We start from the raw sequence: 17,060 nt of genomic DNA, 5'->3' as shown, positions 1-17,060 counted from the left end.
GGGCGACTAGGTTCCTCACCGGTCCGTATCCGACAGTTCGACATCCGAGGTGACGTAGGCGTGGCTCTTCCGCCCCTTACCCCTGAACAGCGCGCAGCCGCGCTCGAAAAGGCCGCCGCGGCTCGCCGGGAGCGGGCCGAGGTCAAGAATCGACTCAAGCACTCCGGCGCCTCCCTGCACGAGGTCATCAAGCAGGGCCAGGAGAACGACGTCATCGGCAAGATGAAGGTCTCCGCTCTCCTTGAGTCGCTGCCGGGCGTGGGCAAGGTCCGCGCCAAGCAGATCATGGAGCGACTCGGCATCTCCGAGAGCCGCCGCGTGCGCGGTCTCGGCTCGAACCAGATCGCTTCCCTGGAGCGTGAGTTCGGCAGCACCGGCTCCTGAGTCCGGAGTACTCCGGACCGGGAGTCCCGGGCACTCCGGGATTGCTGGAATAATCGCTGCATGAGTGAACGTCCGCGGCTGACCGTGCTCTCCGGCCCTTCGGGGGTCGGCAAGAGCACGGTCGTCGCCCATATGCGCAAGGAACACCCGGAGGTCTGGCTCTCGGTGTCGGCGACGACCCGTAAGCCCCGCCCCGGCGAGCAGCACGGAGTCCACTACTTCTTCGTCACCGACGACGAGATGGACAAGCTGATCGCCAATGGCGAGCTGCTGGAGTGGGCCGAGTTCGCCGGCAACCGTTACGGCACGCCGCGTGCGGCCGTGCAGGAGCGGCTGGAGGCGGGTGAGCCCGTCCTGCTGGAGATCGACCTCCAGGGGGCCCGGCAGGTCCGCGAGTCCATGACGGAGGCCCAGCTGGTGTTCCTGGCTCCTCCCTCCTGGGAGGAGCTCGTGCGCAGACTCACCGGACGCGGCACCGAGCCGCCCGAGGTGATCGAGCGCCGCCTGGACGCGGCGAAGGTCGAGCTCGCGGCGGAACCGGAGTTCGATGTGACCTTGGTCAACACCTCCGTCGAGGACGTGGCGCGCGAGCTGCTAGCCTTGATGGACGTTGTGTGATCGTTGACTGTGTGATCGTTGACTGTCTGGTCGTGACTGATCATTCAGAAGTGATCGCTCAGGCTTGATCACTCGCACTGAATCTTTCCCATCCATCGGAAGGTAGAGCGTGTCCTCTTCCATCTCCGCGCCCGAGGGCATCATCAACCCGCCGATCGACGAGCTCCTCGAGGCCACCGACTCGAAGTACAGCCTCGTGATCTACGCGGCCAAGCGGGCCCGCCAGATCAACGCGTACTACTCGCAGCTCGGCGAGGGCCTCCTCGAGTACGTCGGTCCGCTCGTCGACACCCATGTCCACGAGAAGCCGCTCTCGATCGCCCTGCGCGAGATCAACGCGGGTCTGCTGACGTCCGAGGCCGTCGAGGGCCCGGCGCAGTAAGTGCTATTTACAGCTTGCAGCTGACTTTTCCACAGGCCCGGCAGCGCGACTGCCGGGCCTGTGGTGTGTAGTGGAGTCGTACGTTGCCGAGTGCGGGGAGAGACGGTGGACAAGCCGAAGGTCGTTCTGGGGGTCAGCGGCGGCATCGCCGCGTACAAGGCCTGTGAGCTGCTGCGCCGGCTCACGGAGTCCGGCCATGACGTGCGCGTCGTACCCACCGCCTCCGCACTGCACTTCGTCGGCGCCGCCACCTGGTCCGCCCTGTCCGGCAACCCGGTCTCCACCGAGGTCTGGGACGACGTCCACGAGGTCCCCCACGTCCGCATCGGCCAGCACGCCGACCTGGTGATCGTCGCCCCCGCCACGGCCGACACCCTCGCCAGGGCCGCCCACGGCCTCGCCGACGACCTGCTGACGAACACGCTCCTCACGGCCCGCTGTCCCGTCGTCTTCGCCCCCGCCATGCACACCGAGATGTGGGAGCACCCGGCCACCCAGGAGAACGTGGCGACGCTGCGCAGGCGCGGCGCGGTCGTCATCGAGCCCGCCGTCGGCCGCCTCACCGGCGTGGACACCGGAAAGGGCCGGCTGCCCGAGCCCGGCGAGATCTTCGAGGTCTGCCGCCGAGTCCTGGCACGGGGTGCCGCCGAGCCGGACCTCAAGGGCCGCCACGTCGTCGTCAGCGCCGGTGGGACGCGCGAGCCCCTCGACCCGGTCCGCTTCCTCGGCAACCGCTCCTCGGGCAAGCAGGGCTACGCCCTCGCCCGTACGGCCGCGGCCCGGGGCGCCCGTGTCACGCTGATCGCGGCCAATGCCGGGCTCCCCGACCCGGCGGGCGTGGACGTCGTCCCGGTCGGCACGGCGCTGCAACTGCGGGAGGCGGTCCTCAAGGCGGCCGCGGACGCCGACGCGGTGGTGATGGCCGCGGCCGTCGCGGACTTCCGTCCGGCCACGTACGCCGCCGGGAAGATCAAGAAGAAGGACGGCCAGGACCCGGAGCCCATCGTTCTGGTGCGGAATCCGGACATTCTCGCTGAGCTCTCCGCCGAGCGAGCCCGCCCCGGCCAGGTCGTCGTCGGCTTCGCCGCCGAGACGGACGACGTCCTGGCCAACGGCCGCAGGAAGTTGGAACGCAAGGGGTGCGATCTCCTTGTGGTGAACGAGGTGGGCGAGCGCAAGACGTTCGGTTCGGAGGAGAACGAGGCTGTCGTCCTGGGCGCCGACGGCAGTGAGACCCCGGTGCCGTACGGGCCCAAGGAAGCCTTGGCCGAAACCGTATGGGACCTGGTGACGCGGCGGTTCGGATGAATGTTTGATGCGCTGCGGACTTCCGCGGGGCGCCGCACGATTGGGGTGTGGCGCCTCTGGTCAGGGCGGGTGACATTGGGCAGAATGCCCGTGCCGCAGGTCACAGCGCTCCCGAGAGGCGAGACAGGGGGTCCGTGACCGAGCACGACAGATAAACTGTCCTCGGACGACGCCGGGCGCAGCCCCCGTCCCGTCCGCCAATGATCAGCCAGCAGCCGCTGCAACCACAGGGAGCGTTGTGTCCCGTCGCCTGTTCACTTCGGAGTCCGTGACCGAAGGTCACCCCGACAAGATCGCTGACCAGATCAGCGACACCATTCTCGACGCGCTTCTGCGCGAGGACCCGACCTCCCGGGTCGCCGTCGAGACCTTGATCACGACCGGTCTGGTCCACGTGGCCGGTGAGGTCACGACCAAGACGTACGCGGACATCGCCACTCTGGTCCGGAACAAGATCCTCGAGATCGGCTACGACTCCTCGAAGAAGGGCTTCGACGGCGCCTCCTGCGGGGTCTCGGTCTCGATCGGCTCGCAGTCGCCGGACATCGCGCAGGGCGTGGACACGGCGTACGAGACCCGGGTCGAGGGCGACGACGACGAGCTGGACCGCCAGGGCGCCGGTGACCAGGGCCTGATGTTCGGCTACGCGACGGACGAGACGCCCACGCTGATGCCGCTCCCGATCTTCCTGGCGCACCGCCTGTCCAAGCGCCTGTCCGAGGTCCGCAAGAACGGCACGATCCCCTACCTGCGCCCGGACGGCAAGACGCAGGTCACCATCGAGTACGACGGTGACAAGGCGGTCCGCCTGGACACCGTCGTGGTCTCCTCACAGCACGCGTCGGACATCGACCTCGACTCGCTTCTCGCCCCCGACATCCGGGAGTTCGTGGTCGAGCCTGAGCTGAAGGCCCTCCTCGACGACGGCATCAAGCTGGACACCGAGAACTACCGCCTGCTGGTCAACCCCACCGGCCGCTTCGAGATCGGCGGCCCGATGGGCGACGCCGGTCTGACCGGCCGCAAGATCATCATCGACACCTACGGCGGCATGGCCCGCCACGGCGGCGGCGCCTTCTCCGGCAAGGACCCGTCCAAGGTGGACCGTTCGGCGGCGTACGCGATGCGCTGGGTCGCCAAGAACGTCGTCGCCGCCGGCCTCGCCTCCCGTTGCGAGGTGCAGGTCGCGTACGCGATCGGCAAGGCCGAGCCGGTGGGCCTGTTCGTCGAGACCTTCGGCACGGCCAAGATCGACGCCGAGAAGATCGAGAAGGCCATCGACGAGGTCTTCGACCTGCGCCCGGCCGCCATCATCCGCGACCTGGACCTGCTCCGCCCGATCTACGCCCAGACGGCGGCGTACGGCCACTTCGGCCGTGAGCTGCCGGAGTTCACCTGGGAGCGGACGGACCGGGTGGAGGCACTGCGCAAGGCCGTGGGGCTGTAGGGCCCGACTGCACGGGATTCGTTACGAGGCCCGGTACCCCTGTTCGGGGTACCGGGCCTCGGCCTGTGTCACCCCGCGCGGTTCGGCAGCTGACGCAGCGGCCGGTGTGACGGCGACGGGTACTTCGGGGTGAAGCCGCCCGCTGGGTCGCGGTCCGCTGCGTCGCTGTGCTGAGGGCTCGGGCGCCGTCGGTTGTCAGTGGCGTTTGGTAAGAATGCAAGCGTGAGCAGCGAGAACGAGCAGTCGGGTGGCCGGGGCGAGGGGGCGTCGGTCGAGCAGCTCGCGCTGATTCGCGAGAGTGTGCGGAAGGCGAAGGCACCGCGGGCCAAGCCCAGGACCTGGCGGGGGGCCGCGCTCGCGGAGAAGCTGCCTGTTGCTCGGGTGCTGGTCGACAAGGGCGTGCTGCACCTCGACCGGTACTTCGACTACGCCGTGCCGGAGGAGCTGGACGCGGACGCGCAGCCCGGGGTGCGGGTGCGGGTGCGGTTCGGGGCCGGGCGCGGACGGGTCCGGGACGGGCGGCGTGAGGGCGGGGGGCTCATCGACGGGTTCCTGGTCGAGCGGGTCGCCGAGTCGGACTACTCCGGGCCGCTCGCGGCGCTCGCGCAGGTCGTCTCCCCCGAGCCGGTGCTGAGTGAGGAGTTGCTCCAACTCGCGCGGGCGGTGGCCGACCGGTACGCCGGGGGGCTCGCCGATGTGCTGCAGCTGGCCGTGCCGCCGCGCAGTGCCCGGGCCGAGAAGCGACCCTCGCCCGAGGCGCTGCCTCCGCCCGGTGCGCCCGAGGCGGGGTCCTGGGTGCGGTACGAGCGAGGCGGCCTCTTCCTGGAGGCGCTGGCCGCCGGGGGTGCGCCGCGTGCGGTGTGGAACGCGTTGCCGGGGCCTGAGTGGAGTGACGAACTGGCCCGTGCCGTCGTCGCGACCCTGGCCTCCGGGCGAGGGGCGCTCGTCGTCGTGCCGGACGGGCGGTCCGTGGCGCGGGTCGACGCCGCCCTGACCTCGTTGATGGGGGAGGGGCGGCATGCGGTGCTGACCGCCGATGCCGGGCCGGAGAAGCGTTACCGGGAGTGGCTCGCGGTGCGGCGGGGGTCCGTGCGGGCTGTCGTGGGGACTCGGGCCGCGATGTTCGCACCGGTGCGCGATCTCGGGCTGGTCGCCCTCTGGGACGACGGGGACGACAGCCACAGCGAGCAGCACGCGCCTCAGCCGCATGCGCGGGAGGTGCTGCTGCTGCGGGCGGCCCAGGACAAGTGCGGTTTCCTGCTGGGGAGTTGGAGCTGCACCGTCGAGGCCGCCCAGCTCGTGGAGAGCGGCTGGGCCCGGCCTCTGGCCGCCGCGCGGGAGCAGGTGCGCGGTGCCGCTCCGCTCGTACGGACCGTGGGGGACCAGGATCTGGCCCGGGACGAGGCCGCCCGGGCCGCCCGGTTGCCGACTCTCGCCTGGCAGACGGTGCGGGAGGGGCTGCGTCAGGGGCCGGTTCTGGTGCAGGTGCCCCGGCGCGGATACGTACCGCGGATGGCCTGCGCCAACTGCCGTGCGCCCGCCCGGTGCCGGCACTGCGCCGGCCCTGTGGAGGCGCAGGGCTCCGGCGCCGATCTGCGCTGCGGGTGGTGCGGACGGGCGGAGGGCGCCTGGCACTGTCCGCAGTGCGGTGGCTTCCGCCTGCGGGCCCAGGTGGTGGGGGCGCGGCGGACCGCCGAGGAGTTGGGGCGGGCCTTTCCCGCCGTTCCGGTGCGCACCTCCGGGCGCGAGCATGTGCTGGACACCGTGCCCGGCACGCCCGCCCTCGTCGTCAGTACGCCGGGCGCCGAGCCCGTCGCCGAAGGCGGCTATGCGGCGGCCCTGCTCCTGGACGGATGGGCCATGCTGGGACGGCCCGATCTGCGGGCCGGGGAGGACGCGTTGCGCCGGTGGATCGGTGCCGCCGCGCTGGTACGGCCGCAGGGTGCCGGAGGCGCGGTGGTCGTCGTCGCCGAGCCCACGCTGCGGCCGGTGCAGGCGCTGGTGCGGTGGGATCCCGTCGGACACGCGGTGCGGGAGCTTGCCGAGCGGGCCGAGCTGGGGTTTCCGCCGGTGTCGCGGATGGCTTCCGTGGCCGGGCCCGGGGAGGCGGTCGCCGAGTTCCTCCATGCGGTCGAACTGCCGCCGGAGGCGGAGGTGTTGGGGCCGGTGCCGTTGCCCGTCACGGCTGCGGGCCGGCCGCGGCGGGCGGGGGCGCCGCCGCCCGGGGAACACTGGGACCGGGCCCTGATCCGGGTGCCGCCCGGAAGCGGGGCCGCGCTGGCGTCCGCGTTGAAGGCCGCGCAGGCGGCGAGGATGGCGCGTGGCGGCGGGGAAGCGGTGGTTCGGGTGCGGGTTCGGATCGACCCGCCGGACATCGGGTGACCTGTGTCCGCCGCGGCGCAAGCCGTCCCGCCGCGGCCCGGCAGGACTCTGCCCTCCCGGGTGCGCACCAGGAGGGCAGAGGGTGAAGGGGGTTCAGCCGTTGCGAGGACCGGGGAAGGCCGTGGGCCTGGCCTCGTCGCGGAGCCCGGGACTGCCCGCCGTCGGCTGCGTCGGCATGGAGCGGGCCGCGGGCACCGTGGGCACGGCGGGGACGGCGGTGGCGACGTTCACCGCGCGGGCTCCCGACGGCTCGGTCGTGCGCTCGGGGTCGGCCGCGGCCTGGGCGGTGGCGCGGCGCGCGCCGTAGCGGCGGTGCACCGCCTGCTTGGTGACACCGAGGGCGGAGCCCACCGCGTCCCAGGAGAAGCCGAGTGAGCGGTCGAAGTCCACGGCTGCCGTGACCAGGGTCTCGACACTGTCCCGCAGCTCCTGGGCCAGGCGGACGGTCGGGGCGGGAGCGCGTCCGTAGACGACGAAGCCCGTGGAGGGACCCGAGCGGCGCGGACGGTAGACGTTGCCCAGCTGGGCGGTGAGCGTGCGCAGTGCGTCCACCTGCCGGCGGACCCGCTCGATGTCCCGCACCAGCAAGTGCAGGCTGGCCCGAGCCTGGGCGTCGTGGGTTGCGTGGTCGGCCATGAACAAGCCTCTCGAACCGGCGTGAAAAGGAGTGGGCCGCGGTGTCGGCGGATGCGGCCCGTTGTGGTCAACTCTGTCTTGACAACGCGGGATCGCTCCGCGGGTCACGCACCGGGGGCGTATGGGCATATGCCCACGCCCCTGCGCGGGGGTGTTGCGCCTCGGCCGTCGGCTCCGGACGCGAGCCCGGCGACGAGGCGCGGTATGTCCAGGTGCTGCCCGCGCGGGGCGCCTTGCCGTGCGCACATAGACTTGTGCGTCGCCCCGACCAACCCCGCCCGAGAGGCCCGTGCCCACCCATGAAGCTTGTCTTCGCCGGTACCCCCGAGGTCGCCGTTCCCGCTCTGGACGCTCTGATCGCCTCCGGGCGGCACGAGGTGGCCGCCGTCGTCACGCGGCCCGACGCACCGGCCGGGCGTGGGCGTCGGCTGGTGGCGAGCCCGGTGGCCGAGCGGGCCGAGGAGGCCGGGATCGAGGTGCTCAAGCCCGCCAAGCCGCGCGACCCCGAGTTCCTGGAGCGGCTCAGGGAGATCGCGCCGGACTGCTGCCCCGTCGTCGCCTACGGCGCCCTGCTGCCCCGCGTCGCCCTCGACATCCCGGCCCACGGCTGGGTCAACCTGCACTTCTCGCTGCTGCCCGCCTGGCGGGGGGCCGCACCCGTGCAGCACTCCATCATGGCCGGCGACGAGATCACCGGCGCCTCCACCTTCCTCATCGAGGAGGGACTGGACTCCGGCCCCGTCTACGGCACCGTCACCGAGGAGATCCGGGCCACCGACACCAGCGGCGACCTGCTGACCCGGCTCGCCTTCGCCGGCGCCGGGCTGCTCGCCGCGACCATGGACGGCATCGAGGACGGCACGCTCAAGGCCGTACCGCAGCCGGCCGAGGGGATCACCCTCGCACCCAAGGTCAACGTCGAGGACGCCCACGTCGACTGGAGCGCGCCCGCCCTGCGCGTCGACCGGCTGGTGCGCGGCTGCACGCCCGCCCCCGGCGCCTGGACCACCTTCCGGGGCGAGCGGCTGAAGCTGATCCAGGTGCAGCAGGTGCCCGGGCGGGACGATCTCGCGCCCGGTGAACTCTCCGTCGGGAAGAACAACGTGTACGTGGGGACCGGCTCGTACGTCGTCGAGTTGCTGTGGGTGCAGGCGCAGGGCAAGAAGCCGATGCGGGCGGCCGACTGGGCGCGGGGCGTGCGGATCGCGGACGGGGAGAGCGTCGGGGCCTGACCGGGCCGTACGCCCGGCGGGAGGCGCGGCGTAGGCTGGGCGTACATCTCATCCAGCAATCCGGAGCACCTTTTTCGTGAGCGACACCTCCCGTCGGCCCCGCAAACCCGGCAAGCCCTACCGACGGCCCAAGAAGGACCCCGTCCGCATCCTCGCCTTCGAGGCGTTGCGTGCCGTGGACGAGCGGGACGCGTACGCCAACCTCGTACTGCCGCCGCTGCTGCGCAAGGCGCGGGAGAAGGGCGACTTCGACGGCAGGGACGCCGCGCTCGCGACCGAGCTGGTGTATGGGACGCTGCGTCGGCAGGGGACGTACGACGCCGTCATCGCGTCGTGCGTGGACCGGCCGCTGCGCGAGGTCGACCCGCCGGTGCTCGATGTGCTCAGCCTCGGTGCGCACCAGCTGCTCGGGACGCGGATTCCCACGCACGCCGCGGTGTCCGCGTCCGTGGAGCTCGCCCGTGTCGTGCTCGGGGACGGGCGGGCGAAGTTCGTCAACGCCGTGCTCCGCAAGGTCGCGCAGGACGATCTCGACGGGTGGATCCAGCGGGTCGCGCCGCCGTACGACGAGGATCCCGAGGACCATCTCGCCGTGGTGCACTCGCATCCCCGTTGGGTCGTCTCCGCGTTGTGGGACTCGCTCGGGGGTGGGCGCGAGGCGATCGAGCGGCTGCTGGAGGCCGACAACGAGCGGCCCGAGGTGACGCTGGTCGCCCGGCCCGGGCGGGCCACGACCGAGGAACTCCTCGGTGCGGAGGCTGCCGTTCCGGGGCGCTGGTCGCCGTATGCCGTGCGGCTCGCCGAGGGCGGGGAGCCGGGGGCCATCACGGCCGTGCGGGAAGGGCGTGCGGGGGTGCAGGACGAGGGGAGCCAGCTGGTGGCTCTCGCCCTGGCCAACGCTCCCCTGGAGGGGCCCGATCTGAAGTGGCTCGACGGGTGCGCCGGGCCCGGGGGCAAGGCGGCCCTGCTGGGGGCGCTGGCCGCGCAGCGGGGGGCCGCGCTGGTCGCCTCCGAGAAGCAGCCGCATCGGGCCGGGCTGGTCGCCAAGGCGCTGGCGGGAAATCCTGGGCCGTACCAGGTCATCGCCGCCGATGGGACGCGGCCGGCCTGGCGGGCCGGGAGCTTCGACCGGGTGCTGGTGGATGTGCCGTGCACCGGACTGGGGGCGCTGCGGCGGCGGCCGGAGGCGCGGTGGCGGCGGCGCCCGGAGGACCTGGACGGGTTCGCTCCGCTGCAGCGGGGGTTGCTGCGGTCGGCGCTGGAGTCCGTGCGGGTGGGGGGTGTGGTCGGGTACGCGACGTGCTCGCCGCATCTCGCCGAGACGCGGGCGGTCGTCGATGACGTGGTGAAGCAGTGGGGGAAGGTCGAGCTGCTGGACGCTCGGCCCTTGCTGACCGGGGTGCCGGATCTGGGAGAGGGGCCCGATGTGCAGCTGTGGCCGCATCTGCACGGGACCGACGCGATGTACCTGGCGTTGATGCGACGGGTGGGCTGAGTCTTCCCACCCCGCGTCGCCCGTGGCGCGTGGGCTGCGCCGAGGCGTCCCGGGACGCACGACGGGCCGGTCCCGCCGTTCGTGGAGGCATCCCGGGAGGCCCGCCCGACGGTCCGGTCCCCCTTGTGGGTCCCGACGGGCCGGTCCCCCTTGTGGGTGTGGAACCGCGGCGAGTCGGCCAGGACACCCGACGGACCGGTCCGCCCCTTGGGGCGGGTACTCCGTACGGCCCGGACGGAGTGGGCTGTGGCGGGTACTCCGTACGGCCCGGACGGGGTGGGCTGTGGCGGGTACCCCGTACGGCCCGGACGAGGTGGGCTGTGGCGGGTACCCCGTACCGCCTGGACGGGGTGGGCAGCGAAGTGGGTGACCCTCACCCGCCTCGCTGCCCCACCCTCTCCTCCGCCCCCGGCCTCGCCGCCGCGCCGCCCCCGTCCTCCCGGGCCAGTCGGTGCGGCCACCACACCTTGGGGCCGACGTCCATGAACAGGGCGGTCACGAGGACCGAGCGGACGATGAAGGTGTCCAGGAGGACGCCCAGGGCCACCGCGAAGCCGATCTCGGCGAACGCGACCATGGGGAGGGTGGCCAGGGCGGCGAAGGTGCCGGCCAGGACCAGGCCGGCCGAGGTGATGACCGCGCCCGTGGCGGCGAGACCCGTGATCACGCCTGGGCGGGTGCCCTGGTGGGTGGCCTCCTCGCGGATGCGGGTGGTGAGGAAGATGTTGTAGTCGATGCCGAGGGCCACCAGGAAGACGAAGACGAACAGCGGGAAGTCGGTCGTCTCGCCCGCGTAGTCGAACACGTGGCGGAAGGCCAGCGCGCTGATGCCCAGGGCGGCCGTGAACGACAGGATCACCGTGCCGATCAGCAGGAGCGGCGCGATCAGCGCGCGCAGCAGGGCACAGAGGATCAGCAGCACCACGAGCAGGACCAGCGGGATGATCAGCAGGTTGTCGTGCGTCGTCGCCCTGTCCATGTCCAGCAGGGCCGCCGTACCGCCGCCCACCTGGGCATCCGCCTCCGGCACCGCGTGAACGGCGTCGCGTACCCGCTCCACGGTCTGCTTCGCGGCCTCGCTGTCGGACGGGGCCGTCATCGTCGCCTCGAAGAGCACCTTGCCGTCGTACGACGGCCTGGTGCCCGGGGGCAGGCCCAGGGAGTCCGGGACCACGCCGGCGGTGGCGGCGACCGCGCGACCCACCTGCTGCGCCTGTGCCTGGTTGCTGACGATGACCAGCGGGTCGCCGCTGCCGGCCGGGAAGTACCGCGCCAAGACCTCCTGGCCGGTGATCGACTCCGGCTTGTCGGTGAAGGCGTCCGCGTTGCTCAGCCCCTCGGCCCGCATCTGTATCAGGCCGAGGGAGCAGACCGCGAGGGCGATGGCCGTGACACCCCAGATCATGCGGGGGCGATGGGAGATACGGCGGCCCATGCGGGCCCAGACGCCTCGCTCGTGAGGGTTCTCCGCGCCCAGGTGCGGGATCACCGGCCAGAAGATCCAGCGGCCGAAGAGGACCAGCAGAGCGGGGAAAAGGCTCATCATGGCGATCAGGGCGACGGTGACGCCGATCGCCGCCACCGGGCCGAGGCCCCGGGTCGAGTTCATCTCCGCCGCCAGCAGCACCAGCATGCTCAGGACGACGGTCGCGCCGGAGGCGATCACCGCCGGGCCCGCGCGGTGCAGGGCCAGGGCCATCGCCTCGTGGCGGTCCGCGTGACGGCGCAGCTCCTCTCGGTAGCGGGCCACGAGCAGGAGCGCGTAGTCCGTGCCCGCGCCGAAGACCAGGACCGTGAGGATTCCGGCGCTCTGGCCGTTCACCGTCAGCCCCGCGTGTTCCGCCAGGAAGTAGATGAACGCCTGCGCGGTGAACAGGGCGACGATCACGGAGATCAAGGGGATCAGGAGCAGGGTGGGGCTGCGGTAGGTGATCAGGAGCATGACGATGACGACCGCCATCGCCGACAGCAGGAGGGTGGAGTCGATGCCCTCGAAGGCTTCGGAGAAGTCCGCGGAGGTGCCGCCCGGGCCGGTGATGTGCACGGCGATCCCGCCGCCGCCCTCGCCGACGACGTCCCGGATCGAGTCGACGGCGGGCGCGATGCGCTCCCAGCCCTGCTCGTCCATCGTGATCGGCACATGGATCTGGGCCGCTCGCGGATCCGCCTCCCGGTCGAACACCGGGCCCCTGGTCTCGGCGCCGCGGATGCCGTGGTCGGTCAGCTGCTTGAGCTGCGCCACGTCCTCGGCGATCGCCGCCCGGTCCTGTGGCGTCAGACCGCTGTCACGGGCGTAGACGACGATCGCGGGTATCTGCTCCGGCCTGAAGTTCTCGGAGATCTCCAGGACTTGTGTGGACTCGGCCGAGCCGGGCAGCCAGGACGCCGCGTCGTTGTCCTGGGCATCCGTCAGCTTCTGGGCGAAGGGGGCCGTCAGGAACAGCACCACCAGCCACAGGCCGACCACCACCCACTTGGCGCGCCGGCCGCAGACCAGATGCGCGACGCCCCGCCGTCCAGGCCGCGCCGGCTCCCTCTTCTCCTGGATCTCCGTCATGGCCACCCCCGCAGCCGCAGAACGATCCGGTGGGCCGCCCAGCATGACACGGGCGAACCGGACACAACATCCGATGAACGTCTCAGGTCTGTACCGGCGCGAACATTCGTGCTCCGGCATGGCAGTCTTGGGGCATGGCCGTGCAGATCAACCCCAGCATCCTGTCCGCCGACTTCGCCCGCCTCGCGGACGAGGCCAAGGCGGTGCAAGGAGCCGACTGGCTCCACGTCGACGTCATGGACAACCATTTCGTCCCGAACCTCACGCTCGGCGTGCCGGTCGTAGAGTCTCTGGCCCGTGCGACGGACACTCCGCTGGACTGCCATCTGATGATCGAGGCCCCCGATCGGTGGGCCCCTCAGTACGTGGAAGCGGGGGCCTCCTCCGTCACCTTCCATGTCGAGGCCGCCGCGGCCCCCGTGCGGCTGGCGCGGGAGATCCGGGCCAAGGGCGCCCGTGCCTCCATGGCGCTCAGGCCCGCGACACCCATCGAGCCGTACGAGGATCTGCTCCCCGAACTCGACATGCTGCTGATCATGACGGTCGAGCCGGGCTTCGGTGGTCAGGCGTTTCTCGACATCATGCTTCCGAAGATTCGCCGCACTCGCGAGTTGATCAGCAAGCACGGCCTGCAGCTGTGGCTCCAGGTGGACGGCGGTGTGTCCGCCTCGACCATCGAGCAGTGCGCCGAGGCGGGCGCCGATGTCTTCGTCGCCGGTTCGGCGGTGTACGGCGCCGAGGACCCTGCCGAAGCGGTCCGTGCGCTGCGAGCTCAGGCGGAGGCGGTCACGAAGACCGCCGCCTGGGCATGCGACCACTGAGCCAAGACAACGTGAACGGCGCCCATCAGGGCGGATCAAGAGCGCCGGATCTGCAAGGATGAACGGCGAATCCAGAGTGTGAACAGCAGTGAGGAGATCGCCGTGTCGGGTATGTCGGCGGGCCGGTCAGCCATGCGGATGGGACCCGCTGAGCTGGTGCAGGCGGCGGCCATGGCCCGCCGCTTCTACCTCGAGGGCAAGTCCAAGATCCAGATCGCGGAGGAGTTCGGCGTCAGCCGCTTCAAGGTGGCCCGGGTCCTGGAGACCGCTCTCGAACGGGATCTGGTGCGCATCGAGATCCGCGTGCCGGCCGAGCTGGACGCCGAGCGCTCGGACGCGCTGCGCGCCCGGTACGGCCTCAGGCACGCCGTGGTGGTCGAGTCCCCGGCCGAGGCCGAGGAGACGCCCGATCCCGAGAACCTGGGAGAAGTGGCCGCCGACCTGCTCGGCGAGCTGGTGAACGAAGGGGATGTGCTGGGCCTGGCCTGGGGCCGGTCCACCATCCACATGGCAGCGGCCCTGGACCGGCTGCCGCCGTGCACCGTGGTGCAGTTGACGGGTGTGTACGACGCCGGGACCGCCGAGCGCGGTTCGGTCGAGGCGGTGCGGCGGGCCGCGCAGGTCTCGGGCGGCGACGCCCACCCCATCTACGCGCCGATGCTGCTGCCGGACGCGGCCACCGCGGTGGCGCTGCGCCACCAGACCGGGATCGCCCGGGCCTTCGAGTACTTCGACAAGGTCACGGTCGCCTGTGTCTCCATCGGCTCCTGGGAGCCGGGCATCTCGACGGTGCACGACATGCTCAGCGACGAGGAGCGGGCCCACTACGCCTCGCTCGGCGTCGCCGCCGAGATGTCCGCGCACCTCTTCGACGCCGAGGGTCGCCGGGTCGGTCGGGATCTGGGGGAGCGGTGCATCACCGTCAAGGCCGACCAGCTCCGCCGTATCCCCGAGGTCGTCGCGATCGCGGGCGGGCAGCGCAAGGGGCCGGCGATCGACGCGGTGCTGCGGTCCGGCCTCGTCACCAGCCTGGTGACGGACACATCGGCCGCCGACTACCTCATGACTGCCGGTACGACGCCGAAGCCCGCGCTCAACAGGGCCGACCCGGACGGACACTGACGGGCCGTCGGAAGGGGGCGGCCGGTGGGCCGTCCCCGGGCCCGCTCATCGACGATCACCAGAAGTTGGGCGGTAGCGATATGACGGAACTCGTGGTCACGCTGGACCTCGACGGGGTCACGGACAAGCCGGGCCTGATGGACCGCTGCGTGGAGACCTTGGAGCTGCCCGACTGGTTCGGCCGCAACTGGGACGCCCTCGCCGACAGCCTCGCCGACCCTTCGGTGTGGCCCGCGGAGGCGGCGGACGGGCTCCTGGTCGTCGTACGGAACTGGCAGCGGTACGCCAAGTCGCGGCCCGAGGAGTGGGAGATCGCCCAGGAGGTGTTCTCCGCCGCCGTGAACCGAGCCCCGTCACTCACGGTGATGCTCGCTCTCGGAGGATCCTCCTAGCAGGCTCTGACCTGCTCGTATGAAGCGACCGTGCCTCGCATTCCGGTCAGCATGGGACAATGAAGTACGTGCTCTTCCCCCTGGCTGACCTGTCCGGGGGCCACCTCTGATCGACTGGGATGTGCAGCACGTGCGTTTCCTCAATGACATCCAGCCCGCGTACGACCTGACGTACGACGACGTCTTCATGGTCCCGAGCCGCAGCGCGGTCGGCTCCCGGCAGGCCGTGGACCTCAGCTCGCCGGACGGCACGGGCACCACGATCCCGCTGGTCGTCGCCAACATGACCGCCATCGCGGGTCGTCGTATGGCCGAGACCGTGGCGCGGCGGGGTGGTCTGGTGGTCATTCCGCAGGACATCCCGATCGACGTGGTCACGGACGTCATCTCCTGGGTGAAGAGCCGCCACCTCGTCCTCGACACCCCGATCGTGCTGGCCCCGCACCAGACCGTCGCCGACGCCCTGGCCCTGCTGCCCAAGCGTGCGCACAACGCCGGTGTGGTCGTCGACGAGGACTTCAAGCCGATCGGCGTGGTCACCGACTCCGACCTGTCCGGCGTGGACCGCTTCACCCAGCTCGAAGTGGTCATGTCCCGGGACCTGCTGCTCCTCGACGCGGACCAGGACCCCCGCGAGGCGTTCAACACCCTCGACCACCACAACCGGCGCTACGCCCCCGCCGTCGACGCGGACGGCCGCCTCGCCGGCATCCTCACCCGCAAGGGCGCCCTGCGCGCCACGCTGTACTCGCCGGCCGTCGACGCGGAGGGCAAGCTGCGCATCGCGGCCGCCGTCGGCATCAACGGCGATGTGGCGGGCAAGGCCAAGCAGCTGCTCGACGCGGGTGTCGACACGCTCGTCATCGACACGGCCCACGGCCACCAGGAGTCGATGATCGCCGCGATCAGGACCGTGCGCGCGCTCGACCCGCAGGTGCCGATCGTCGCCGGCAACATCGTCGCCGCCGAGGGTGTCCGGGATCTCGTCGAGGCCGGTGCCGACATCATCAAGGTCGGTGTCGGTCCGGGCGCCATGTGCACCACCCGCATGATGACCGGCGTCGGCCGGCCGCAGTTCTCCGCGGTCCTGGAGTGCGCCGCCGAGGCGAGGAAGTTCGGCAAGCACGTCTGGGCCGACGGCGGCGTCAGGCACCCGCGGGACGTCGCCATGGCCCTCGCGGCCGGTGCGTCCAACGTCATGGTCGGGTCCTGGTTCGCCGGCACGTACGAGTCGCCGGGTGACCTTCAGCACGACGCCCAGGGGCGCGCGTACAAGGAGTCCTTCGGCATGGCCTCCGCGCGTGCCGTGCGCAACCGCACGTCCGAGGAGTCGGCCTACGACCGCGCCCGCAAGGCGCTGTTCGAGGAGGGCATCTCCACCTCGCGGATGTTCCTCGACCCGGCCCGTCCCGGAGTGGAGGACCTGATCGACTCGATCATCGCGGGTGTGCGGTCGTCCTGCACCTACGCCGGTGCCGGCTCGCTGGAGGAGTTCGCCGAGAAGGCCGTCGTCGGCATCCAGAGCGCCGCCGGTTACGCCGAGGGCAAGCCGCTGCACGCCAGCTGGAGCTGACGTCGCGTCAACCCTTCCTCGAACGGCCCCCGTCGACCCGCCTGCCGGGAAAACCGGGGGCCGTTTCGCATGCCCGCGGCTACCGTCGAGGGATGAAGATCGCCGCCTGCCGGGCCGAGGACGTCGAGGTGCTCGACCGCTTCATGCCGTCGTCCAGCGTCGACGGCGACCATGCCGCCCGGTTCGCCCGGCAGGAGGCGGGGCGCAGCACCTACCTCGTCCCGTGGCTGGACGGCAGCCCCGCGGGGCACGCGGAGGTGCGCCGGACCGGGTGCGCCGCGCCCGAGGTGCGGGCCGCCCTGCCGGACTGCCCCGAGATCAACGGCCTCCTCGTCAGCCCCGCGTCCTTGCGTTCCCGGGGCATCGGCACCGCCCTGGTGCGCACCGCCGAGCGGCTGGCGCGCGAGCGCGGCGTCTTACTGATGGGCCTCGGCGTCGGCGACGGCAACCCGCGCGCCGCGGCCCTCTACGCGAGGCTCGGATACCTGCCCGCAGTCGCCTACGTCGACCGGTGGGCGTACCGGGAGGCCGACGGCGTACGGCACGAGCAGGCCGATCCTTGCGTGTTCCTCGTCAAGGCCCTCTGACGGCCGTCCGTGCAACGGTCGAAAGCCGCGACGCAACGAACACCCACCCAGCCCCCAGGAAAGCAATGATCTTGCGGGTATGCGCAAGGTTGCTGCATTTCACCAGCAACGCCGCTCCTCGTAG

General features: G+C 71.6%; 15 protein-coding genes. 13 read left to right on the top strand and 2 right to left on the bottom strand.

Going from position 1 to position 17,060, the window contains the following annotated elements:
- Positions 1 to 60 precede the first annotated feature (60 nt).
- The 6 genes from ACWCPI_RS20085 to ACWCPI_RS20060 all read left to right on the top strand — a co-directional run bounded on the left by ACWCPI_RS20085 (position 61) and on the right by ACWCPI_RS20060 (position 6,521).
- The gene (locus ACWCPI_RS20085; protein ID WP_003977346.1) at positions 61 to 384 is read left to right on the top strand and encodes an integration host factor; all 324 of its coding nucleotides are present in this window, start codon (positions 61 to 63) and stop codon (positions 382 to 384) included.
- Between the two features lie 60 nt (positions 385 to 444).
- Positions 445 to 1,002, top strand: coding sequence for a guanylate kinase (gene gmk, locus ACWCPI_RS20080; RefSeq protein WP_388807134.1), 558 nt, complete (start codon positions 445 to 447; stop codon positions 1,000 to 1,002).
- Between the two features lie 109 nt (positions 1,003 to 1,111).
- A complete protein-coding gene (rpoZ, locus tag ACWCPI_RS20075; protein WP_003988945.1) occupies positions 1,112 to 1,384 on the top strand; it encodes a DNA-directed RNA polymerase subunit omega in 273 nt (90 codons plus the stop codon).
- 105 nt (positions 1,385 to 1,489) lie between these two features.
- Complete coding sequence (gene coaBC / locus ACWCPI_RS20070) at positions 1,490 to 2,692, top strand: bifunctional phosphopantothenoylcysteine decarboxylase/phosphopantothenate--cysteine ligase CoaBC (RefSeq protein WP_451039392.1); 1,203 nt, start codon at positions 1,490 to 1,492, stop codon at positions 2,690 to 2,692.
- A 238-nt stretch (positions 2,693 to 2,930) separates the two neighbouring features.
- A complete protein-coding gene (gene metK / locus ACWCPI_RS20065; RefSeq protein WP_451039391.1) occupies positions 2,931 to 4,139 on the top strand; it encodes a methionine adenosyltransferase in 1,209 nt (402 codons plus the stop codon).
- A gap of 222 nt (positions 4,140 to 4,361) precedes the next feature.
- Complete coding sequence (locus ACWCPI_RS20060; RefSeq protein ID WP_451039390.1) at positions 4,362 to 6,521, top strand: primosomal protein N'; 2,160 nt, start codon at positions 4,362 to 4,364, stop codon at positions 6,519 to 6,521.
- Positions 6,522 to 6,614: 93 nt separating this feature from the next.
- Here ACWCPI_RS20060 and ACWCPI_RS20055 read toward each other — a convergent pair whose 3' ends face one another.
- A complete protein-coding gene (locus ACWCPI_RS20055; RefSeq protein ID WP_451039389.1) occupies positions 6,615 to 7,157 on the bottom strand; it encodes a hypothetical protein in 543 nt (180 codons plus the stop codon).
- Positions 7,158 to 7,456: 299 nt separating this feature from the next.
- Between ACWCPI_RS20055 and fmt the strand changes: the two genes are divergently transcribed.
- Complete coding sequence (gene fmt, locus ACWCPI_RS20050; protein WP_451039388.1) at positions 7,457 to 8,389, top strand: methionyl-tRNA formyltransferase; 933 nt, start codon at positions 7,457 to 7,459, stop codon at positions 8,387 to 8,389.
- 76 nt (positions 8,390 to 8,465) lie between these two features.
- Positions 8,466 to 9,884, top strand: coding sequence for an RsmB/NOP family class I SAM-dependent RNA methyltransferase (locus tag ACWCPI_RS20045; RefSeq protein ID WP_451039387.1), 1,419 nt, complete (start codon positions 8,466 to 8,468; stop codon positions 9,882 to 9,884).
- Between the two features lie 373 nt (positions 9,885 to 10,257).
- Here ACWCPI_RS20045 and ACWCPI_RS20040 read toward each other — a convergent pair whose 3' ends face one another.
- Positions 10,258 to 12,441, bottom strand: coding sequence for an MMPL family transporter (locus ACWCPI_RS20040; RefSeq protein WP_451039386.1), 2,184 nt, complete (start codon positions 12,439 to 12,441; stop codon positions 10,258 to 10,260).
- Positions 12,442 to 12,575: 134 nt separating this feature from the next.
- On the opposite strand from ACWCPI_RS20040, the gene rpe reads away from it, so the two are divergent.
- The 5 genes from rpe (at position 12,576) to ACWCPI_RS20015 (ending at position 16,936) form a co-directional block, all read left to right on the top strand.
- Positions 12,576 to 13,262: a ribulose-phosphate 3-epimerase gene (gene rpe, locus ACWCPI_RS20035; RefSeq protein WP_451039385.1), complete on the top strand. Its 687-nt coding sequence runs from the start codon at positions 12,576 to 12,578 to the stop codon at positions 13,260 to 13,262.
- A gap of 78 nt (positions 13,263 to 13,340) precedes the next feature.
- Positions 13,341 to 14,384, top strand: a complete 1,044-nt coding sequence (locus ACWCPI_RS20030; protein WP_388807152.1) for a sugar-binding transcriptional regulator — start codon at positions 13,341 to 13,343, stop codon at positions 14,382 to 14,384.
- Between the two features lie 80 nt (positions 14,385 to 14,464).
- A complete protein-coding gene (locus ACWCPI_RS20025) occupies positions 14,465 to 14,776 on the top strand; it encodes a barstar family protein (RefSeq protein ID WP_388807297.1) in 312 nt (103 codons plus the stop codon).
- A gap of 130 nt (positions 14,777 to 14,906) precedes the next feature.
- Entirely contained in the window at positions 14,907 to 16,349 is a 1,443-nt protein-coding gene (locus tag ACWCPI_RS20020; protein WP_451039384.1) for a GuaB1 family IMP dehydrogenase-related protein, read from the top strand.
- 92 nt (positions 16,350 to 16,441) lie between these two features.
- Positions 16,442 to 16,936 (top strand): GNAT family N-acetyltransferase, encoded by a 495-nt coding sequence (locus tag ACWCPI_RS20015; protein WP_451039383.1) that lies wholly within the window; start codon positions 16,442 to 16,444, stop codon positions 16,934 to 16,936.
- The last annotated feature ends 124 nt before the right edge of the window (positions 16,937 to 17,060 follow it).

The organism is Streptomyces sp. NPDC001920, assembly GCF_053594495.1.
Note: the sequence above shows the minus strand (reverse complement) of the source record. Positions and strands in the feature narration are given on the sequence as shown.